The organism is uncultured Methanobrevibacter sp., assembly GCF_905235195.1.
Taxonomy (GTDB): domain Archaea; phylum Methanobacteriota; class Methanobacteria; order Methanobacteriales; family Methanobacteriaceae; genus Methanarmilla.
Map to the genome: position 1 here is coordinate 1 of NZ_CAJOKH010000019.1, position 23,570 is coordinate 23,570.

Sequence of the window (23,570 nt, forward strand, 5' to 3'; positions counted from 1 at the left end):
CCATAGTGACTGGGCCACACCTGGTCTCGTTTCGATCCCAGAAGTAAAGTCAGTTACGTTTTGTTTAGTACTGTGGGGATACCTACGGGAGTTTCATTTTGCTGCTAGCCTTTTTTTATATTCAATAATATAACATTGTTATATTTATTCTTTATCTAAACTTTTTTTTATTAAATTTTCTAAAAGAGACTTTATTATCTAATTTTCTTTATCTAATTACTATTTTAAAACAGGAAACTATCTTTTTTTTTAATAATACTTAATTATATATACAATTTTTAAGATATTTTATAATGTCATATCATAATATTAATTGTGAAAATTTTATATTTTCAATTGTTGTATAAATTTTTATTATGACTGGTGCCTTAGGTCCTTCTATGAGAAAAAGTTTTACTGTTGATGATTAGAAGAAACCCAGTATTAGATAGGCTGCCTGTTTCGAGGGTTACTCGTGGAGGGAAGGGTGATCTACCTATGAAGCAAGAGAGTTAGTATACGGGCAAGAATAAATTCATATTATTAGGGTTATTTATAGTTTCACCCTTGTATTAAGTTTGCTCACTATTATGTAACTATATTTTATTTGATAATCTTACATGTCAATGTATGAGTATTTTAAAATATAACTTTTTTATGAAATTTTGGCCTTTTAGTAGGTGTTTATATTTTATATGTTTTTAGTAACAGATTTTTTTATATAAAATCTTAGTCTATCTGTGAATTCTAGGGATATAATCGATTTATAAGTGTTTTTCAACCAATTTAATACATATGGATAGAAGATTCAAAAGTTAAAGTAATAATATGCTCTTCAGTTTATGCATTGAAAATTTTAAATGAATTAGAATTGAAATAGATAACAAAATATAAATAAATTTAATTTGTAAACTATAGTATGAATAATTTTTATTTTTACTGAATTAATTGGAGAGGGGAATAATGAAATATGGAATAACTGATATTGGATCAAATACAATAAGATTTAATATATATGGTTCTAAAAATGGAAAATATAAACATTTGATTTCTAAAAAAAATACTGCAGGACTTATATCTTATAAAAAGAAAGGTAAATTAAGTAAAAAAGGGATTAAAGTATTAATTTCCACCCTTAAAAAGTTCAAAAAACATTTGAAAGAATTGGAAGTTGATAAAACTTATTACTTCGCTACTGCCTGTTTGAGAAATGTTGATAATACCAATGAGGTATTGGACATTGTTAAAAAGGAAACAGGCATCAAAATACATGTATTGACAAGTGACCAGGAAGCAACCTTAACTTTTGAAGCCCTTAAAGATAAGGATTTAGATAGAAATGAAGGAGTGCTCATTGATGTTGGTGGAGGAAGTTCTGAAATAACAGTATTTGAAAATAATGCTCTTTTAGATGATGTTAGCCTTCCTGTTGGATCATTGCTGATGTATGAAGAGTATGTCTCAATGATGTTTCCTAATAAAGAGGAAAAAAAGGCAATTCATAAGAGAGTTGTTAAAGAAATAGCAAAATCAGGCATCGAAAAATATGACCAAGAAATCATGTTTGGTGTGGGAGGTACAGTCCGTGCCATAAACAAGATGCTAATACATTTGAACCTCAAAGATGATAATTCTCCCCTAATTCCGATTAGTTTGCTGGATACACTTCTTGATGAATTAAAGACTAATACTAAAGAGGATTTCGATAAGGTATTACAGGTTAAAGCTGAACGTATACACACATTGATTCCGGGTCTTATTATTATTAAGACTATAGCAGAATATTTTGAGGTTGACTACATGCATGTAACTCACCACTCCATAAGGGAAGGAGTATTGCATTCTATAATACAGGATAAGTAGAGATTTTATCATAGGAGATTTTCAATGAAAAAAAGAGACTATTCATATACTCAAAATAGGGAATTGTCCTGGTTGAAATTTGATGAGCGTGTTCTTGTTGAAGCGAATGATAAAACTGTTCCTTTGCTTGAAAGATTTCGTTTCATATCTATTTTCACAAACAATCTAGATGAATTTTATATGGTTCGATGTGGTAGTTTATACGATTTGACTTTAGTTAATAAGAAAGATATAGATAATAAAACTGGTTTCACTCCTCAACAGCAATTAGATGCCATATTTGAAGCCACAGTCCCTCTTTATAAAAAAAGGGATGAAATCTATGATAAGGTTAGCAAAAAGTTAAGCAAATACCATATAACAGGATATAAATTTGATAATTTAAGCAGTGTCAGAAAAAAATATCTTTCCCAATATTTTTATGAGAAGGTAATGCCGTTATTATCTGCACAGATTATTGACACACACCATCCATTCCCACATTTGACAAATAAAAAATTGTATATTTATTCTATTCTCAAAACCCCTGAAGAGAATGAAGAGATGGAGCAATCCAAGAAGAATGTCATCATGGGATTAATACCTGTACCTGCAACTCTTCCAAGATATGTCAAATTTCCTGAAACCCATGAATTTATATTGATAGAGGATTTAATACTAGCATTCACCGAATCTGTATTCTCAAATTACAACGTCATATATAAAACAATTACTTCAGTAACACGAAATAGTGATATCAACCTTCAGCAAACTCCTATTGATGAGGATGAGGATTACAGACATTACATGAAAAAAATTCTTAAGAAAAGAAATAGACTAGCTCCTATAAGATTGGAATTTTATGGAGACAATGACTCAAGGTATACAAAGCCCCTTAAAAAGAAACTGGGATTGCATAAAAAACAGGTTTTCACTTCACAAACACCACTGGTTTTAAACTACATCGAAGATATCATTAGCGAATTGCCGGAGGCACTGGCAAATGAGTTGACATTTCCAGAATTTATATCACAAAATACATGTCAAATAAACAAAAACATACCAATACTTGACCAGCTGGATGAAAAGGATATTCTATTGTTTTACCCATATCAGACCATGGAATATTTCATTGACTTTTTAAAGGAATCTGCATGGGATCCAGATGTTTTATCTATAAAAATTACATTGTACAGGGTGGCAAAAAATTCTAAAGTTATTAAATATTTGCTGGAAGCTTTGAATAATGGAAAGGAAGTTACAGTTCTTATTGAATTGCGTGCAAGATTCGATGAGGAAAACAATATCAATAATGCGGAATTGCTGGAAAAATCCGGAGTCAATATCATATATGGATTTGAGGAGTATAAGGTTCATTCAAAAGTATGTTGCATAACCAAAAAAATTGACAATAAAATAAAATACTACACTCAAATTGGTACTGGCAATTACAATGAGAAAACAGCAACACTCTACACTGACTACTGCTATATGACCTCTAATGATGAAATTGGTGAGGATGCCAATGAATTTTTCAACAACTTGTCATTGTCAAATATCAGGGGGCATTATAATAAGTTCCTTGCATCACCTTCAACATTAAGAAAAGGAATAATTGATTTAATTGACAAAGAGATAGTTAAAGCTCAAAATAATGAGCCTGCAGAAATACTGATGAAGATGAATTCCCTTACTGACCGTAAAATCATTGATAAACTGGCCAAGGCATCACAAAAAGGCGTTCATATTCAGATGATTATTAGGGGGATATGCTGTATGCTACCGGATATTCCAGGCAAAACCGAGAATATTAAAATTAAAGGGGTTGTAGGAAGATTTCTAGAACATTCTAGAGTATATGCATTCGGTAAGGGTGAAGATAGAATTGTATATATTTCTAGTGCAGACATAATGGCACGTAACACTGCAAAAAGAGTTGAAATAGCATGTCCTGTAGAAGATCCGAAACTCAAAAATAGGATTATTGAAGACTTGGAAATAATGATTAAGGATGACATTAAGGGTCGGGCTATAAATAAAAATGGGGATTACGAAAAAATCATACTGGATGAGCATGTTAATGCCCAGGAATATTTCCAGAAAAGAGCCATTAATGAAATGAAAGATTGCCCCAATTATGAAGATGACGGTGAATCCGAATCATTGAATGGTAAGGGTATTAAAAATAATTCAACAATGAAATTTGATAATGTGACATCTAAAGAACTGGAAGAGACAAAAATCCTTCTGGTAGAAACTCAAAATGAATTAAAAGAACTTAAAACAGACTTCAATGAGTTAAAAGGAGAATTGGAAAAATCAATTGAAATTTACAAGAAATTCTCCATAGAACTTGATGATGGTAAAAGCTTAAATGAAAAAGAAACAGGGCCTATCGCCATTAAGAGTGCTGTTATCATTGCAAATGCAGATGATGTAAAACAAAAACAGGGTTTTTTTAGCAAATTAAGAAATCTGTTTAAATTTTAATTGTCTTTTTTGTAGCATAATTTTGCAAAAAATGAATTGAAGTGATTAAACAAGCTCCTGTTGTTAATGTCCTGGAGTTTTATTCACTTATTTTTTTTTTTTAAGATTTTACTTTAAATTATGGCTTTTAATTTTATCTATTTTAAAAATGTAAGAACTTATTTATTTTAGTTTTCTATGATTTTACATCAACTTTAACTAATGAGTATTCTATAAAAAATATTGTTTTATTTCTCTTTAATAATCTATTTCCTATCATTTTTAAAAAGCGTATTTATTTTTAAGTTTTTTATATTGCCTTATAATTTTATGAATTAAAATAACTTTATTTTAAAGTAAAAATATTTAAAAAATATTAAAAATTAATCTTCTCTTCTATATTCAAGTACGGTCATTATACTTAATATAAAGCTTATGAAAAATCCAATAAAACCAAGTAAAGGCATATCAAATAAAGTAGGTCCAACGTCAATTAACATTGCAAGTGATGATCCAATAAGTAATGCTGCTATAATTATAGCTAGTGAAACTCTTGTTGCAATTTTATCCAATTTATATATTTCAATTTGGATTTTTAGTTCGCCTTCTTCGGTTTGATATATAATATTATTAAGTCGTCCTGGAAGCACACTAAATAAATGCTTTAATTCAAACATATTTCCTCTAAATAGTTTAAATAATCTTGATGGAGCATATCTTTTTGTAATTATTCTTCGAGCAATAGGATTTAAAATAGGAACAATATTGAATTCAGGATCTAATTTTAAACCTGTCTCTTCAATCATACTTATTCCACGTCCTATTAATACAAATTCACTTGGAAGTTTCACATGATATTTTTTCATAATGTTAATTAAATCTTCAATTGCTTGAGTTAAACGTTTTAATTCAGCACCATAATATTTACTAAATAAATCAGTTAAATCTCTTCTAAGTGTTTTCATATCTGTAGTATCGGGAATAATTTCCATATATAATAGTTGTTTAATTAAACCTTCTACATTCCGTTCGGTAAAATTAATCATTAATTCTGCAAGTTCTTCCTTAAATTTATCGTCAAGTATTCCCATCATTCCTTCATCAATGAAACAAATTACATTATTTTCTTCAATTAGTATATTGCTTGGATGAGGATCTGCATGGAAAAATCCATTTATAAAGATTTGTTCAAAATAGGCACTTACTCCTCTTTTTGCAATAAGGGTTTTATCATATTTAGGGTCATCTGTTTCAAATACTTCTGATAATTTTAATCCATCAATGTACTCAGTTGTTAAAACTTTGTGGGTAGTATATTCTGGATAGGATTTAGGAACATGTATATCGGAATTATTTCTAAAATCATAGTTTAAATGTTCCATATTCATTAGTTCCAGATTATAGTCTATTTCTTTTTTAAGGGACCTTTCAAATTCTTCAACAATTGCAGGAATATTATAAATTGCCACTGATGAGACATGTTTATCAATTTGTTTGGATATAAAGTGCATAATGTTTAGGTCAGTTTGAATTAATGAATCTAGGCCTTTTTTCTGGATTTTTATTGCAACATGTTCTCCTGTGGGTAAGTATCCTTCATGGACTTGTCCTATTGAAGCAGTTGCTATAGGTTCTTTAGAAAAACTTTCAAATATGTTATCAATTGAATCTTCTAGTTCACTTTCCATAACCTCTTGAATCTCCTCATAATCTACCGGAGGATTATTGTCTTGAAGTTTTGAAAGTTCTTTAGCAATTTCTGTTCCAACAAGATCTGGTCTAGTACTTAATAATTGTCCAAGTTTAATATAGGTTGTACCTAATTCTTGAAACATTAATCTTATACGTTCTGGAAAGTCTTCTTTTAATATTTCTTCAGATGGGTCAAATTTATTTTTGGTAAATGGTATGTATTTATTCATACCCTTTTGCCCTATTAAATACCCAAACCCATATTTTCTAAAGATTTTAACAATTTGATTAAATCTTAGGATGGTTTCTTTATTATTTTTAGTCCTAATTTTCATTATTATAAAATTTATAATTTATTGTATAAATAAATGTTTAATTTATAATGGTGAAATTTTATTTTAGAAATTTATCTTATGAAAGTGTTATTTAAAATAGAATTTTTCTTGAGTTTAATTACTCATTTTGCAATGTATTTTATTTTTTAGGTATTTAAATTATAATTCGAAATTTAATTCTTATTTTATAATGCATCCAGTGCAGTAACAAGCCTGCGAGCATAGTTTTCTTTTTGCTCTTTGGAATAACCTTGGTTAATTTCAAAAAGCATAGTTGTATATCCTTGCTCTTTAATTGGTTCAGTAACATATTCGGGACTTGTTCCAGAACTATATCCTGGGTGTTGATTTACACCAATCATTTCTGCTAATTTAATAGACTCTTCTTGAGTTAAATTATCATTACCTATTGCAAGTACAAAGTTAGTTTCATCAAAGTATACTTCCATTTCATGAACATCAATAACAAGATTTGGAGAATATTGCTTTACATCGGGAACTATAAATTCATTAGCTAACATTTCTCCCATGTGCCTGTTAGTATTATATTCTTCTGTATCATAATGGTAATTGTCGTGATTTATTTTAACAAAATATACAACATATTTTTTCTTTAATTGGTTATTATCATTAAATTCTTTTAAAGTTTTATTTGTTGCATTATGTATTCCACTTTCCAAGTCATGAACACCAAGTATAACTACTACAGTATCATTGGATGATGTATTTCCCATAATATATTTTCTTACAGTACCATTTTCATTATAACCTATAATAGATTTATCATGTGGCATTCCTGTAAGTTTTTCTACAATTTCATCAAATTTATTATCAGTATCATTTAGGTATTTTGTATCTTTATGGAAAGTAATAAATCCATCATCAACTAATAATGATAACCCTGTTAAAAAAATAGATAGTATTGTTATAGAAATAATTACTAAAACTAATTTATTACTCTTTTTCATAATACGATTTCCTAAACAATTTTGTTAAAATAAATTATATAATTATTTAATTATTTTCCAAATTTTAAAATCTTTTATTAATATTTTTTAGATTTTTTTTAAAATTATTTTTATTTAATAATTTAAATAATAATGTTTTGTTTTCATTCTACATTTATATAAATGTATTGTTATTTATATATTTTTTTATAAATTATATATCCACTAATATTTTTTTAATTTAATTATAAATCATTATATTAAAAATATATGTTATTAGAATTGTTTAAGTATAATATAAATATTATATAATAATGATAATATGAGTAAATATTCTTTATTTTTATGTGACAATTGTGATTTTCAATATGAACATGTTGACAGGGTTTTTTATTTTAATGAAGATTTAACTGAAATTAGTGAAGATTCTTTAAGGATAATGACCTCAAGAGCAAAAACAGCATCATTAATTTCAGGTTTTATTTTAGTATGGTATTGTAGAGAATGTAAGGAATTTGTAACTGAATATGACATAACTGATAATAAAAGTAATTTAAAACTTAGTGAAGTTTATGATTTAATAAAAAAAGTTTCTTCTCATAATAATATTTTAATTTATTCAGAAATAACCGATAATCAAAATCTTAAAGAAGCTAATAATGAATATAGGTATTGTAGTAAATGTGGAAGTAGTATTGATTCTATTTGGAATTTTACTAACTGCCCATATTGTGATAAAGGGCAGCTACATTTAGTAGATAAATATATTTTTGATTAGGTATTTTAAAAAATAATATAATATACTTATCATTCGAATTTTTTAAGTATTTCACCATATACTTCTTTTAAAGTACTGTCTGAATTTTCATATATTCTTTTTAAAATAAGTTCGGGTGTACTACGGGCTAAATAATGCATTTTAGGTGTTCTATCAACAATTAATTCATAGTTTTCATCTAATCCTTTAGCTTCAATACCGTCTACACGAACATTAGTATAATTCATTAATTCTTTAGCCATGTGGGTTACAATTATTCCAAAGGAATTTGTTTTTTCAATCATTTCAATAAAACTGGATATGATTTTTACAGCTGCTTCAAGTTCTGTTATTCCTTCAAGTTCATCAAGCAATACTAATTTTTGTGATTCTGTTGTAACGATTGGCATAAAAACATTTAAAAAGCTTTCAAATGCTCCTGCATCAAGTGACCTTTTTTTAGAAAAGTGATATAGTTCATCAAGGATAATCATCTCTACATGTTCTCCACACACTGGAAGCCCCATTTGGGTCATAATAGAAATTTGACTTACAGTTTCAAGAAGGGTTGTTTTACCTCCACTATTTGCTCCTGTAAGTAATGCTACATTTTCATCTTTTGTAAGTTCATAATCAACTTTTTGGATTTTATCATCATGATTTAATGCAAGATTCAAATGAATAATCCCTTTAAGTTTTATCTCATCGGATAATATTGGTGCATGTAAATCGTATTCATATGCAAAGCTTCCAAGTGCAAATTCTAGGTCAAACTTAATAATATCTAAAACTTCATCTTCAACTTCTTTTTTTATTAAAGATAAGTGTTTTGCAGCTTCAATTTTCATATCATATAAATTATTTTCACGTTTAGATTCAATTTCATTTTTCACTCTTTGAATTTCTTCTTCATCTATTTCAAGAGGATATTTTTTTAGGAAGGGATCAAAATTTATTGAAGTTTTTTCATATATCATTTCAGATGATTTACTTAAAATTTCATTAAATATATCTTCAAGTTTACTTGGCATCTCCTGATTTAATAAATCGAGTACTTCATCTCCTTCAAGATCAATATTTTTTATCTCATTTTTTAGTCGCTCATCACTCCATGATTTGACTTCATCTACAATTTCTTCAATATCAATATTTTCATTCTCCAGAATATTTATATCATCAAGAATAGGATTAATATCATCAAGCTTAGTTTTAAGATTTAAAATTTTTCTAATTTTACAAACTTCATTAAATAATTCACGGTTTGCATTAAAATAATTAAGTATGATCTCTGGAACAATTTCTTCTTTTGGAGAGTCTTTATTTAACATAATCAAATTGTTTAAATCTCCAAAATCAAGAAAACCTTCAGAATAAACATAAAAAATAAGTTCATAACTTCTAATCTCTTCGGCAAGTCTTAAAGAATCACTTGCTGTTAAAATTGTATAATATTTGTTAAGGCCTAGTTCTGTAAGGTAAGAATTATCTTCTTCATTTTCTACAATAATTACTTTACTCGGATCATAATTTGCCTTAACTTCAATAGGTTCATGAATGTTTTTCATAAGTTCTTTAAGTTCTTTAATAGGTAAGTTTGAAACTTTTTCTTTTGCTTTCATTACAAAATCTATATGGTTTTCGATTTTTTGTTTATCTTTTACAGGACTTAAAAGGAGGATCCTATTTTTTGAATAATCGGTATTAGCATAACTTAATATTTTTTCAATAATCTCAGTGTATAATTGAAATGCTCTTTCACTTTTTAAAAAATCTTGTTTAGGATTTCCTAAGAGTTGATTTAAAATTTCAACAGCTTTTCTTTGTGAGATTCCTTCAATGGAGCTAATTTTTTCAAGTTCCATATTTTCTACAATTCTATTTAGCTCTTCTTGCCCACCTAACTCACGAAGGATTTTATTTGCTAGTTTATCTCCAACACCTTTAATATCCTGTAATTTAATTTGACTATTCATTAGATACAATCCTACCAATATTAACATTATGCTAATAATTTTTTATAATTCCTATAAAACTAATTGTCTTTTAAGATTATTATAAATATTTATTTTTTCTGAGTACTTGGAAACTAATATTTAAATTTAAAAAATATATTAAGTATTATTAATTAATATTAATTATAAATGAATTCGAATAATTTAAAAATTTAATTAAAGAAAGTAGTGATTTTAATGAATTTTGATGATAAAAAAGTTTTAATTGCATATTATTCTCGTCGTGGAGAAAATTATGTAAATGGGGATGTTAAAAACCTTAAGAAAGGAAATACTGAAATAATTGCAGAATTTATTTCTGAGTTAACGGGGGGAGATATTTTTGTTATTGACAGTGTAAAAGAATACTCTCCAGATTATTTTGACTGTATTAATGAAGCAAAAGAAGAATTGGATAAAAAGATTATGGTTGAATTAAAAGAGAATATAGATAATTTAGATGACTATGATTATGTATTTTTAGGTTATCCAAACTGGTGGGGAACAATACCTATGGTAGTTGCCACTTTCCTTGATTCAAATAATTTTGAAGATAAAATTATATATCCATTCTGTACAAGTGAAGGTAGTGGTTTAGGTACAAGTATTTCATCTATTAAAAAATATGCACCATTTGCTACAGTTAAAGATTCTCTTTCAATTCATGGGGTAGAGGCATCTAATTCTAAAGATAAAGTTCAAATTTGGATTAATAATTTATAATTATTATTTCAAATAATAATTTATTTAATTTTATTATAAGTATTCCTATTTGGAGAAAAAAATGAAACATAAACTTTATTTATTGGCATTTATTTTATTGTTAATATTTACCGTTATAGGAGGATACAGTGTATCTTCTACTAATCAATCAGCAAACAATGAATTGAATTTTTCAAACGATTCATCTGGTTTTGTGGTTCTTACTGATATAGACCCTGATGTTATTTTGGAGATTAGATACTATTCAACCTATAACTTTGTAGGAGATAGGATTGAAGGATATGAACAGCCAACGGCTCTTTTAACAAAAGATACGGCAATAGCTCTTAAGGGGGTAAGTGATGATTTGGCTAAAAAAGGATATAAATTAAAGATTTATGATGCTTATCGTCCTCAAAAGGCAGTTAATCATTTTGAAAGATGGGCTAATGATACAAATGATACTAGGATGAAGCCATATTTTTATCCAGAGGTTGATAAGTCTAAATTATTTGAAAAAGGATATATTGCTAATCATTCAGGTCATAGTAGGGGAAGTACAGTTGATTTAACTTTATTTGATATGAAAACTGGAAAGGAAGTTGATATGGGCGGAACATTTGATTATTTCGGTGAAAGAAGTCACCCTGATTATAAGAACATTACAGAACAACAGTATAAAAATCGTATGATACTGCGTGAAGCAATGACAGATCATGGATTCAAGCCTGTAGAAGAAGAATGGTGGCATTTCACTTTAGAAAATGAAACATATCCAGATACTTACTTTACTTTCCCAGTTAATGAAAATTTAGTAGATAGGCTTTAAAAAATAATATTGTTTTAATTTGATAGGTGGATAAATTTTAAAAATATAATTAATAGTGTATACGATTCATTATTAGTTATAAATCAAGGAATTTATTATAGAAAATTTTTTTCTTCAATATTATTTTTAAACACTTTCTTTTTTAAACTTAATATACTTTATTTAAGAGTTTTATTAAAATTTAAATCAGTAGTTTCAAAATAGTAATCATTTAATTTCTTATTTAGTTTATTTAATGCATTATTATCTAAATCATTGAAAATTGATTCATTAAATATCTTAATTATATTGTTAATATTTTTATTATCTTCCCATCTTAAATCAACTGCAAAATTTAAAATTCCAATAGTTTTTAGATAATTCATTTCTTTAATTAATGATAAGTTGGTATTATAAAGTAATATAATATCATTTGTAATACTTCCTTTTATGGGGTAATAGTTATTCTTTATATCTTTTATAGATACATTTATATCAGTGTCTTTTGTAATTTTAATATTCAAATCTTTTTTTAAGTTTTTAATATTGTTTTTTGTTAGTATTGGCTTTTTACTTATCATTGCCTCAACTGTTCCACCGACAATCATCTCAATATTTTCTAAATCCGTATTTTTAACTAATTCAAGTATATCTTCTTTTGATAGTTCCGGGGAGATTGTTAAAACATTAAAATTATTCAAATTTTTTATAGTTTCATGGTTATAAACATTTAAATAAGTTGATCCATATAGTTTTCTATCTTCTGTTTTTAAAACGTCTATTAGTCCTAATGCAGAACACATTATATTTATATTAATTGAAAACTTAGACAATATTCCTAAGACTTTAAAAATACCATTTAATGTTTCTTTATTGGTAATATCTGGCCATTTCCATACAAGCTCATAATTTTTATCCTTACTTATATTATATGCTTCTTTTAGGAAGTTTACACAATAGTTTATATTAAAAGGACTTTTATAATCTTTAAAGAGTATATTTTTATCATAATCTGGAATTTCTAGATATATTCTATTAATATTTAATTTATTGTCAATTTTTTCAAGGGCCTCTAAACTATTAATATGGATGGATAAGAATTTCTCTGAGCAAATATTATTATTTTGAACTTTGTATTTTTCACCGTAAATATTATCTTTGTATTTTTTATAATTGGTTTTAACTTTATCTAAATCATGTGGAATATATGATTCTTCAATTTTTATTGTTAATTTTTTATAAAACTCTCGTCTTAATTGATTTAAACTACTGGTTGGTGTAAATAGGTCTTCTTTATAGTTAATATTAATATGTTCAATAAAAAAAGGAAGATTATCTACTTTTTGAAGATTGGTTTTTATTTTAGTACTATTGACTGGTTTATTTCGAGCACTTTGCCATTGTTCTTGCCCTTTATATTTTAATTGAATAATTTTACCATTCCCAATCTTGATACGTCCTTTAATTAGGGGATAATTATTTTTATCAATTTTAAAGTTTAAATTTAAAATAGATTTTTTATAACTGCGGTGTTCACATTTTAAATCTTGTTTGACCCTATTTATAATCTCTTTTCTTTTTGAAATATAAACTTTAGAACCTTTATCTATTTTAATGTCGATATTTTTATTTTCACGTATTGTTTTTAAAACAAGTAGGTCATTGTCAAATTGAGGATCTAGTGATAATTCAAATCCATAACTATCTGGAGATTTTTCATTTATACTTTTACCTTCAATTAATATTCCATCTCCTTTTGAGGGAATGGTGGTAGTTTCTATTTTAACTTTTATCTGATTTTTTCCATTAAAATCAACTACTTTTCCAATAAATAACCCATTGTTTGAAGGTTTGTTATAGTTCATTATTTTATTTGGTCTATCGAGAAGGTGGCCTCTTGTAAATTTACGGTTAAAAACAAGAGACAATTCTTCTTTTGATGGAATATTTTTATTATGCCTTATTTTATTTAGAGCTTGTCTATATTTACTTACTACAATTGCAACATATTCCTCGCTTCTCATTCTTCCTTCAATTTTCAGCGAATCACATAAAAGTATTTTTTCTAAATCATTATATAATGAAAGGTCTTTTGGAGATAATAAATATTTCTCTTCACTTTCTTTTAGGAAATTTTCATCTAAATAACTACCATTTTCAAAAATTAGACTATATTTTTGCCTACATGGTTGGGCACATCTTCCCCTATTACCACTTCGACCTCCAATATATGAAGAAAGTAAACAGTGACCTGAATAGGAGTAACATAATGCTCCATGGGCAAATATTTCACATTCCATATTATTTTGATGTGCATATTTTGTAATTTCCTTAAATTCACTTAGACTTAACTCTCTAGATAGTACTACTCTCTTAATTCCTTGGGATTTGGCCCAATCAATTCCTTCTTTATTATGAATATTCATTTGTGTTGAAGCATGTATTTTTAAATTAGGTATAATCTCTCGGATAATGTTAATAAGTCCAATATCCTGAACTAATATTGCATCTACTCCTATTTTGTATAGATTCATCACATAATCTATTACACTTTCAAGTTCACTTTCTTTTATTAAAATATTTACAGTTACATAGACTTTTACATTGTAAAGATGTGCAAATTTTACGGCTTCTTTAATCTCATCAATTGTAAAATTTTCTGCATATTTTCTTGCACCAAAGTCTTTTCCACTTAAATAAATAGAACTTGCACCATTATAAATAGCAAGTTTGAGATGATTCATATTTCCAACAGGGGCAAGTAATTCAGGTATTTTCATTAATATCCCTATTATTAATTAAAAAAAGAAAAATCTAATTAATTAATAAAATTTACTAATTTTATTATTAATTAGAACAATAATTTTATTTTATCTGCTAAATTTAAATGAAAATCTATATTCTTGGTTAACAATTTTAAAGCCAATAAATTCACCATTTAAAATTTCCGCGATTTTTGCTAAATCTTCAGATGTAACTGTTTTACCACTATTTATGGAAGAAAAGAAGGTAACTATATCATCTTCAGTTATGAGATAATTTAATTGATAATTTTCTTCTTTATGGTATTTTTTTACAATTTCTAAGATTTTTGCTTCTGTGTCTTTATCTAAGTTTGCCATTTTAAACACCTATAATTTAATATATTCAAAAATATTTAAATATTTTGAGTATACTATTTTATTTGTATTTTGAACATATTTGCTTTTCGGATAAACAAATTATAATAATATTATCACTCCTCATATTTCAAGATATTTCTCTTTTTATGTATTTTAATTATTTTTTCATTTTTATTTTTTATAATTTTTAATTTTTTTCAAATTGAATATCTTTAATTTATTAAATTACTCAAATCTTAAAAAATTTTAATAATTTTTATCTTCCAGTCTTCTTCCATCAAGGAAGTTACCATTATCGAGAGGAGATTGTGATAAATTAGATATTATCTCTTTAAGAGATTCTAAATCTGTCTCTTCATTAATTGCTTGAATATATAATGATAAAATATTAGATACATATTTCTCACTTGAAAATCTACAATCAAGAGCAATATTTCCAATACCTATTTTCTTAATATTGTCTATTTCATCTATTAATGATAAACAGTTTTTATTAAAGAAATGGCTAAATTTGTTATAGTCAAATCTGATTTTAAGCTTAAGTTTACGTTTTTTATCTTCTAATGTAACATAATCTTTATTGTTTTTAAGTTTTAAATCTTTATCTTCATTAAGTTTTGAAAAGTCATCTTTACTTGTCATAAGCTCAAGATTTCCATGAACAAGTAATTCAAGAGGGAAATCTTTATCTTCAACTCTAAAGATTAATTCATTAATTTCCTTTTGGGATAATTCATTAGATAATGTAATACCTTTAAAACCACTGTTTTTTAAGAGTTCTACAGTATAACTGTTCCACACATTGAGATTGTGATGTCCGTAAACATTACAATCAAATATTTTTCCAATTCCTGGGGAATCTGTCATTATTGAAAGGTTCACTCCCTTCTTTTTAAGAGACTCAAGTATTTTATTTGATTTGGCAATATCTTTTTGAGATATAAATGATGATAAAACCCATACTAGTTCTATACCACCAGCAATATTATATGCATTTTCTAACTCTTTTGAAATATTATTAAAGTAATCTTTTGGACTTTGATAGTTAAAGGAAGGGTCATAATATACTTTAATAATAGGATATTTACAAACTTCTCTTAAAAGATTAAGATTATCAACATAAACACTTAAACCAATATAATTACTATAATTCTTCTGGTAATTGGAGATAGTTCCTTCTAAAAGCTTACCTCTTGCTTTATAATCTTTACTGTATTTTTTAATTTCTTTTTTAATACTTGCAACCTCTTTTTCAGGAGGTATGAAGTATCCTAAAAGTAATTGGGATGCTTTATCTAGGATTTCTCTTCTAATTTGATTAAGTTTACTTGTAGGTATAAATAGATTATCTTCAAGGTCGTAAACTTCAATATTTTCAATATAAAATGGCGTTTGTCCTGTTTTTGATGTTTGTTTTATTATGTCTTCTACACTTATAGGTTTTTTTATAGCCTCTTCAAGAGTATAATCTGAAGTATAGTCAAATTCAATCATCTTATTTTCTACTTTAAATTCAATATTTCCATTTAAATGTCTATTTTCATCAAGTTTTAATTTAATTGAAATAGGATAACTTGATCTTATTAGGTCTTTATTGTATTTTTTAAGTTTATCATGAGCTTCTTTAGAATAACTTAAGTATACTTCACTTCCAACACGAATGTCTCTTGTGGTGTTCAATTGAATTTCTGTGTCTGTTTGTTTTACAATATTATCAATATAAATTCCTTTAATTTTGCCATGATATTTAAAACCAATTCCATCTCCATTTTGAAGTGCAACTGGATGTTGTTTTTTACTTGTATCAATGGTAATAAGTTCTCCATCAATATTAGTAATTTCACCAACATAGATTCCCTGGTGATATGAATTAAGTCTACCCATAACATCTCCTGGAGAATCATTTGAAATATATCCATTAGTGTAATATCTATTGAAAGCTAAATCTAAGTCATATTTTAACTCTTCAATTATTTCACTTTCACTTTTACCATAGATTGTAACTTCTTCAATTGTCTTACCCTCATTTTCATCTTCTTCATGTTTTTTAATAATATCTAACATGTTTCTATAAGAGTGTACAATTGTTCCAACATAATCTTCTGATTTAAGCCGTCCTTCAATTTTAACAGAACATACTCCTGCATCAGAAATTTCTTTAAGATTACTATAAGTTGCAAGATCATGGGTTGAGATTAAACATCCTTGAGTAACTGTTCTATTGTTATATCTGATTCTATATTGGTTACGGCATGGCTGTGTACATGCTCCACGATTAGCACTTCTTCCATTATTAAAGGATGAAATATAACATTTTCCACTTAAACAATAACATAAAGATCCGTGTCCAAATGCCTCTAAATCCATAGGAACATTATCTTTAATAAGATTTTTATGCACTCTTCGGATTTCATCAATACTCATTTCACGGGGAAGAATTACACGACTAATTCCATTTTTATAGGCCCAAATAATACTATCATAATCTCTTATTGTCATTTGTGTAGAAGAATGTATTTCAAGATTTGGAATAAACTTCTTTGCAAGATAAACAATACCTAAATCCTGTATAATAACAGCATCCGCACCAATTCTATAAAGATAGTGAAGATATTTTAAAACAGAGATGACTTCGAAATTATTAATTAGTGTATTAACTGTAACATGTATTTGAGCACCATTAAGATGAGCATATTCTACTGCTGCCTCAAGCTCTTCTGATGAAAAATTCTGAGCAAAAGCCCTTGCACCATAACGATGGCCAGCTAAATAAACGGCATCTGCTCCAGCATTAATAGCGATTCTAAATATGTTATAAGAACCTGCAGGTGCAAGTAATTCTTTAAGATTCATTTAATTTCTCCTATTGCCATATAATATATTTTTTTTAAATTATTTAATAATCCTTATGTATAATAAATTAAAAATACAATATTATTATATTATAATTAGATATTTAGTTTTAATAAATTAAATACTTATTATCATAATTTCATATTATTTTTTCTTAAGAATTATTTAATGTGATAAAATGTATATTGTTTTGGAAGGTATTGATGGGGCAGGTAAATCTACTCAAATTGAATTATTAGGACAATGGTTAATTGCAAATGGATTTGATGTTGAAATTGTTGAAGAGCCAACAGATAGTGATATTGGAAGATTAATAAGAAAATTTCTACAGGATGAAGATGCAACTTCTGATTATATGCAAAAAACCTTAGGTTTACTTTTTGCAGCAGATAGAGTATTATTAATGAATAAAATCAATAAATTTAAAGAGGAAAATAAAGTTATAATTAGTGATAGGTCATTTTATTCAAGTTTAGCATATCAGGACCCTAAAAAATGGATTGCAGAATTAAATAAGTATGCTAAAATACCTGACTTGGTTATTTTATTAGATTTAGATTTGAAAACATCAGTTAATAGATCTGGGGAAACTGATGAGTTTGAAAATGAGGAATTTTTACATCATGTTAAGGAAAACTACTTAGAGCTTGCTAAAAAATATGATAATTTTAAGGTTATTGATGGAAATAATGGTATAAATATGGTATCTAAAGATATTAAAAAGGAAGTAGCACCCTTAGTGGGTATTTGCCTAAGTAGTATTATTAAATAGTAATTACCTTATTATAATTAAATCAATCGATATTTTAATAATTGATTTTTAATTATTCAATAATTTATGATATTTGATGATTTATTCATCTACATTAAAATCTATAATTTCATCATTGTCTTTTACAAGTTTTGCAAGCGTATCTTTTGCATCGTTTAGTTTATCATCACAGGTTTTGACTAATATCATAGCCCTGTGGAATTCATTTATAGCCTCATCTAATGGAACTTCTCCATTTTCTAATTTAAAAACAATATTTTCTAATTCTTTTAAGTTTTCTTCAAAGCTATTTTCTTCTGTTTTTTCATTATGTGCATCTAAAGTTTCATAATTTACCATAATATCTCTCTAAATAAAATTTTTTTTATTAATCAATCTGATTTTTATGCTTGTTTAATACTTCTGTATTAATGGTGCCATCACTAAATTCTACTTCTATTTTGTCACCTTTTTTTAGATTTTTTGATTTGGAAATATAGTGTCCGTCTACTTTTACTAAGGTATAGCCTCTTTTTAAGGTTGACAATGGATTTAATATTTCTAACTTATTAAAATTTTCTATGAATTTTTGACTTTTAAGGTTTATAATATGATTAGGATTTTTTATTGAGTAGGATTCTTTGATTTTGTTTAGTTGTATTTCTTTATCTTTTATGAGGGTTTCTGATTTGTATTTTATTTCCAGAGCAATATTTTCACATTGTTTTTCTTTTTTATCTATTAAATTATATGGATTTTTTATTGAGTAGGATTCTTTGATTTTGTTTAGTTGTATTTCTTTATCTTTTATGAGGGTTTCTGATTTGTATTTTATTTCTCGGGCAATATTTTCACATTGTTTTTCTTTTTTATCTATTAAGATATACGGATTTTTTATAATATATGAATTTTTTAAGCTATTTAGATTATTTTCTTTCTTATGTATTATACTATTTCCTGAGTTGCTTAATCGACTTTTAAGAAAATCAAAATCTAATTCTTTATTTTGATAAATCTTTTCAGGATTTTTAAATAATCCTCTACTTTTAATATTTGATAATCTTTCTGTGTAGTAGTTAATTTTATTTGAAATTACTTAATTCTAATATTTAAATGATCAATTTCATCTTTAACATTCTTATAATCGGGAACTACTATTTCTCCTGCTGCTGTAGGAGTAGCTGCTCTAATATCTGCTACAAAATCTGTTATTGTATAATCGACTTCATGGCCTACAGCACTAATAACTGGAATTTTACAGTGGAAAATTTCTCTTGCGACTAGTTCTTCATTAAATGCCCATAAATCCTCTATACTTCCACCACCTCTACCAATAATTAGAACATCAATATTATACTCTTGGCATTTTCTGATTTGTTTTACAATTTTAGGTGGGGCTTCTTCTCCTTGAACCAAAGTAGGAAATACTAATATTTCACAAAATGGCCATCTTCTTTTAATGGTACTTATTATGTCTTTTATAGCTGCACCATTACTTGCTGTAATTATACCAATATTTTGAGGATATTTTGGAATTTCTTTTTTATGGAACTTGTCAAATAGGCCTTCTTTTTTAAGTTTCTTTTTCAATTGCTCAAATTGAATATGTAAACTTCCAGTTCCATCTTCAAGAATTTTAAAAACTTTTATTTGGGTTTTTCCTTGTTTTTTATAAAATTCTATTTTCCCATGGACTAATACACTCATACCATTTTCCACTTTAAATTTCAGATGTCTCGCACTTGAATAAAACATAACTGCACTAAGTTGGTTCTCTTCATCCTTTAAAGTGAAATAACAGTGTCCACTAGAATATTGTTTAAAATTAGAAACTTCGCCTTTAAGGTAAACTTTTTTAAGTTCTAAATCTTTGGCTAATGTTCTTGAAATATGTTGGGTTATCTGGGAAACTGTTAAATATTCTTCGGCCATAATAATCAAAAAATATTTATTTTTTACTTATTTCTCTTCAAGCTCGTTTAATCTTTTTTCCATTTCATCATATATGAATTTTTGAGCTTTTTCTAATTCTTCTTTAGATCCAATAAGGGAAGGACCATATTCTGATTGTTTCAATTCAACATCAAATTTTTCAAAAGCTCTTGCAAGCATTACCTCTCCAACACCATTTGGAAGTCTTAATTCATAATCCATTATACCACTTCTTTTGAATATTTATATTAGATTGATTTTAACTATATTAATTAATGAATTATTAAGATTGACTATTCATATATTCTCTTACAGGTCTTAAAAATTCAATCATATAATTAGTTATAGCATTTTTTAAATCCATTGGATGTAAATTTCCTTGGCCATATGTTTCAATTAATTCTTCTTGGCTAAGTTCAAGATTTCCTCCAAATTTTTCAGGTCTTTCAATAATTAATTTATCTTCAAATGGATAAACAAAGTGTTCAGCTATTTCAATTAAAGGATTTCCTTCAACTTCGCCTTTAGGACAATAACTTTGTCTGATTTTTTCTTTAATCTCTTCTTCACTATCATCTACTGCAATAAAGTTTCCTTTACTTGAAGACATTTTATCTGCACCATCAAGACCATGTAATAAGGGGGTATGAATACATACTGGTGGTTTAAATCCAAGTTTAGGAAGTCCTTCTCTTGCTAACATTTGAATTTTTCTTTGCTCTAATCCTCCAAGAGCAATATCACATTCAAGAGCAGCCATATCTACAGTTTGCATTAATGGATATATAGTACTTGCAACTTTAGGGTTTTCATCTTCTCTGCTTACCATATCCATACTTCTTCTTGCTCTTTTTAATGTTGTAAGGGTTGCTAATTGGTAAACATTATTTGTATATTCGGCTTGGGTCTGGAATTGGGATCCTAATATATATTCTGTAGTTTCATCAAGACCTAATCCTTTAAAACATTGTTTATTGTATTCTGCAATTTCAGATATTTCCTCAACACTTCCTTTTCCATTTAAAAATGCATGATAATCTGCAAGTAAAATTTTGATTTTAAAACCAAGTGTCTGTAATTGTTTCAATTTCATTATAGTAATTGCATGTCCAAGATGGATTTTTCCAGAAGGTTCATATCCCGTATATGCAATTGGATCTTCTTTAGATAATACTTCCTTCAATTCTTCTTCTTCAATTACTTCCACAGTTGATTGTTTAATTATTTTTATTTTTTCTTCCATATTAATTCCCTTTTAATTTTTTTAATTAATATTCACGTTTTAATCATTATTTAATTATTATTTATTCATCTAACTATTTCTTATAATTTTTAAATTTTTATTTAATAATATTCTTTAAAATTTTACTAATAATGTATCTTCATTATTGTTCAATAAGAGGGAAAAATTCTTCATTAATTTTTATAACCTTAATCTCATCACCAATATTGAAATTTTCATATTCTTCTTTCATATTCATATCATATGCAGAATAATCTTCAGGATTTAATATTTCAAGATTTGTTGGAGATTTAGATATTACAGAAGTTTTTTGAATATCCTCTTTTTTTTCTATCATTTCCACTTCTTCATATTTTGCCCAGGAAATAGAAAAATTTTGATGTTTTTTAATATCGGCTGCAAGAGTTTTATCTTGGTTAATCTGAAGTATTTGTCCAATTTTATCTTGGAATTTAACTATATCTCCAATTTTATATTTTGGAAGTCTTAAAGAAATCCATATTCTATATAATCTTTTTCCGGTAGATTTGTCTTCAGATATAAGTCGTGGAGATTCTTTAGAAATTCCTCCAAATTGGTTTTTTAAAGAATTTAAAACTTTTTTTCCAGATTTATAAGAGCCAATATAATAATCAATACCTTCTTTTAATATTGCCTTTTCATGGAGGTATGCTAATTTATCTTTTTTAAATTGTTTATTTAAAACATTATATATTATTTCATTGACTTTTTCTTTTTCATCATTTGTTAGTTCTCGTTCATCTGCTCTCAGCTGAATTACTACTTCATAATATCCTGATGCTCTTTTAGAACATGTAGGGCATGTAGCATGTTTAATTTGAACATTAGTATTATAATGTTCTCTAAGTTCTCTACCTTTAAAATTCCCAATTCCATCTACCCTACATTCTCCAATTGTTCCCCTCATTTGCATAATATTTAAGTCGATAATCTCATTTTCTATCATGTCGTCTATATGGATATTATCTTCAAGTGCACGGTAAATTATTTCTTCTTCAGGTATGTCTTCATCAATCCAGTTTCCTTTATAATATTTAGCATTACAATGTTTACAGACTGTAATCTTAATATTTTCAGGTATTTCTAAAAAATGATAATCTTTTAAAAAACAGTCAATACAGATATTTCCAATCATTTCCTTATCAGAAATACCGCATTCTGGACAAAACATATAAACACATCTATTTTAATATAATTAATTTATAATCTTTCATTGATATTAATTTTAATCGATTATATTAGTTTATATGAGAAAAAATAATTAAAATTAATATGATTTATATAAATAAAAATTATAATGGTTTAACTGGAGCTCTAGCACCACAAGCTAAACATTTTAATTGGAAGATTCTATCTTCTCTAACGATAATAGTATCTGGTCTATTACATTCGTGGCAGATAACATATTTATCAACATAATCTTCAATTCTTTCATTAATTAAATAATGTGTAAATTTACCTTGAAGTATAGCTCTTTGACCTTCTAGATTTCCTGCAGTACCTAACTCTCTAAGTAAGAATTTTAATAAATGTTGAGGGTCTCTGTTTAATTTTTCTGCAACATCTTTAAAATTTTTAATAAAAGTTCTGTTTCCTTGAATATCAGAGTATGCTCTAGGTATTTTAAACCTTTTTGATTCAAAAACTTCAGGAGGTAATTGGGATATTGTCCTATCTAATAATTCTTCATATTCTTCCATATATATCAATCCTCTTTTAGTTATTAAACATAATTTTATTTTTAAATTTTTAATATATTATAATCAACATTTATAAAAAAATATAATAATATAATTATGATTTTAATCATTTATTAATATATATTTTTTAGAGTTTGGTCACTTTTAAAAACTTTAGGGGCCTGAAATTTTCAGAATAAAATTCGGGCTAAAATTTCTTATTTTTTATATTTATCATATTATTTATAATTGTTTGTAAAAATACAATTTAAATTTCATTAATTTTAATAAATAGGGTATTTATATCGTTAAATTTAAATAGTATGTATTACATATATTTATTTGATGATCAAAATGAAACACAGATTAAATTTAGATATTAAAGACCCAAATTATACTTTGTTGAAAGAAATATTTAAAATTATGGATTGCAGAGAAACTTCTGAA

General features: G+C 26.5%; 19 protein-coding genes and 1 rRNA gene. 7 read left to right on the forward strand and 13 right to left on the reverse strand.

What is annotated here, in order from left to right; all coding sequences use genetic code 11:
- From rrf to QZ146_RS03050, 3 genes are all read left to right on the forward strand, one after another.
- Positions 1–110: ribosomal RNA gene (gene rrf / locus QZ146_RS03040) — 5S ribosomal RNA — on the forward strand; the annotation flags it as partial.
- 832 nt (positions 111–942) lie between these two features.
- A complete protein-coding gene (locus tag QZ146_RS03045) occupies positions 943–1,842 on the forward strand; it encodes an exopolyphosphatase (RefSeq protein ID WP_295722175.1) in 900 nt (299 codons plus the stop codon).
- Positions 1,843–1,866: 24 nt separating this feature from the next.
- Complete coding sequence (locus QZ146_RS03050) at positions 1,867–4,311, forward strand: RNA degradosome polyphosphate kinase (protein ID WP_295722177.1); 2,445 nt, start codon at positions 1,867–1,869, stop codon at positions 4,309–4,311.
- Positions 4,312–4,673: 362 nt separating this feature from the next.
- Here QZ146_RS03050 and QZ146_RS03055 read toward each other — a convergent pair whose 3' ends face one another.
- Positions 4,674–6,317 (reverse strand): AarF/ABC1/UbiB kinase family protein, encoded by a 1,644-nt coding sequence (locus QZ146_RS03055; protein WP_295722178.1) that lies wholly within the window; start codon positions 6,315–6,317, stop codon positions 4,674–4,676.
- A gap of 185 nt (positions 6,318–6,502) precedes the next feature.
- A complete protein-coding gene (locus QZ146_RS03060) occupies positions 6,503–7,285 on the reverse strand; it encodes a hypothetical protein (protein WP_295722179.1) in 783 nt (260 codons plus the stop codon).
- Between the two features lie 301 nt (positions 7,286–7,586).
- Here QZ146_RS03060 and QZ146_RS03065 point away from each other — a divergent pair, with 301 nt between their 5' ends.
- Positions 7,587–8,042, forward strand: coding sequence for a hypothetical protein (locus QZ146_RS03065; RefSeq protein WP_295722181.1), 456 nt, complete (start codon positions 7,587–7,589; stop codon positions 8,040–8,042).
- 29 nt (positions 8,043–8,071) lie between these two features.
- On the opposite strand, the gene QZ146_RS03070 is transcribed toward QZ146_RS03065, so the two are convergent.
- Positions 8,072–9,994, reverse strand: a complete 1,923-nt coding sequence (locus QZ146_RS03070) for an endonuclease MutS2 (RefSeq protein WP_295722182.1) — start codon at positions 9,992–9,994, stop codon at positions 8,072–8,074.
- 216 nt (positions 9,995–10,210) lie between these two features.
- On the opposite strand from QZ146_RS03070, the gene QZ146_RS03075 reads away from it, so the two are divergent.
- Both QZ146_RS03075 and QZ146_RS03080 read left to right on the forward strand, forming a co-directional pair.
- The gene (locus tag QZ146_RS03075; protein WP_295722183.1) at positions 10,211–10,735 is read left to right on the forward strand and encodes a flavodoxin; all 525 of its coding nucleotides are present in this window, start codon (positions 10,211–10,213) and stop codon (positions 10,733–10,735) included.
- 61 nt (positions 10,736–10,796) lie between these two features.
- Positions 10,797–11,543: a M15 family metallopeptidase gene (locus tag QZ146_RS03080; RefSeq protein WP_295722184.1), complete on the forward strand. Its 747-nt coding sequence runs from the start codon at positions 10,797–10,799 to the stop codon at positions 11,541–11,543.
- A gap of 158 nt (positions 11,544–11,701) precedes the next feature.
- On the opposite strand, the gene QZ146_RS03085 is transcribed toward QZ146_RS03080, so the two are convergent.
- From QZ146_RS03085 to QZ146_RS03095, 3 genes are all read right to left on the reverse strand, one after another.
- Positions 11,702–14,302, reverse strand: coding sequence for a U32 family peptidase (locus tag QZ146_RS03085; protein WP_295722185.1), 2,601 nt, complete (start codon positions 14,300–14,302; stop codon positions 11,702–11,704).
- 90 nt (positions 14,303–14,392) lie between these two features.
- Positions 14,393–14,644, reverse strand: coding sequence for a hypothetical protein (locus tag QZ146_RS03090; protein ID WP_295722186.1), 252 nt, complete (start codon positions 14,642–14,644; stop codon positions 14,393–14,395).
- A 246-nt stretch (positions 14,645–14,890) separates the two neighbouring features.
- Entirely contained in the window at positions 14,891–17,497 is a 2,607-nt protein-coding gene (locus QZ146_RS03095; RefSeq protein ID WP_295722187.1) for a U32 family peptidase, read from the reverse strand.
- Between the two features lie 178 nt (positions 17,498–17,675).
- Here QZ146_RS03095 and tmk point away from each other — a divergent pair, with 178 nt between their 5' ends.
- The gene (tmk, locus tag QZ146_RS03100) at positions 17,676–18,269 is read left to right on the forward strand and encodes a dTMP kinase (protein WP_295722188.1); all 594 of its coding nucleotides are present in this window, start codon (positions 17,676–17,678) and stop codon (positions 18,267–18,269) included.
- Between the two features lie 81 nt (positions 18,270–18,350).
- On the opposite strand, the gene QZ146_RS03105 is transcribed toward tmk, so the two are convergent.
- The 7 genes from QZ146_RS03105 to QZ146_RS03130 all read right to left on the reverse strand — a co-directional run bounded on the left by QZ146_RS03105 (position 18,351) and on the right by QZ146_RS03130 (position 23,144).
- The gene (locus tag QZ146_RS03105; protein ID WP_295722189.1) at positions 18,351–18,608 is read right to left on the reverse strand and encodes an exodeoxyribonuclease VII small subunit; all 258 of its coding nucleotides are present in this window, start codon (positions 18,606–18,608) and stop codon (positions 18,351–18,353) included.
- Between the two features lie 28 nt (positions 18,609–18,636).
- Complete coding sequence (locus QZ146_RS08830; protein WP_365316441.1) at positions 18,637–19,341, reverse strand: exodeoxyribonuclease VII large subunit; 705 nt, start codon at positions 19,339–19,341, stop codon at positions 18,637–18,639.
- A complete protein-coding gene (gene xseA, locus QZ146_RS03110; RefSeq protein WP_295722190.1) occupies positions 19,341–20,180 on the reverse strand; it encodes an exodeoxyribonuclease VII large subunit in 840 nt (279 codons plus the stop codon). Before xseA ends, QZ146_RS08830 begins: the two co-directional genes overlap by 1 nt.
- A gap of 27 nt (positions 20,181–20,207) precedes the next feature.
- Positions 20,208–20,402 carry a hypothetical protein gene (locus tag QZ146_RS03115; protein ID WP_295722191.1) on the reverse strand — a complete coding sequence of 65 codons (195 nt, stop codon included), beginning with the start codon at positions 20,400–20,402 and terminating at the stop codon, positions 20,208–20,210.
- Positions 20,403–20,463: 61 nt separating this feature from the next.
- Positions 20,464–21,429 (reverse strand): tyrosine--tRNA ligase, encoded by a 966-nt coding sequence (locus QZ146_RS03120; protein WP_295722194.1) that lies wholly within the window; start codon positions 21,427–21,429, stop codon positions 20,464–20,466.
- 136 nt (positions 21,430–21,565) lie between these two features.
- Positions 21,566–22,615 carry a 60S ribosomal export protein NMD3 gene (locus QZ146_RS03125; RefSeq protein ID WP_295722192.1) on the reverse strand — a complete coding sequence of 350 codons (1,050 nt, stop codon included), beginning with the start codon at positions 22,613–22,615 and terminating at the stop codon, positions 21,566–21,568.
- Between the two features lie 121 nt (positions 22,616–22,736).
- A complete protein-coding gene (locus tag QZ146_RS03130) occupies positions 22,737–23,144 on the reverse strand; it encodes a translation initiation factor IF-2 subunit beta (RefSeq protein ID WP_295722193.1) in 408 nt (135 codons plus the stop codon).
- Positions 23,145–23,570 lie beyond the last annotated feature (426 nt).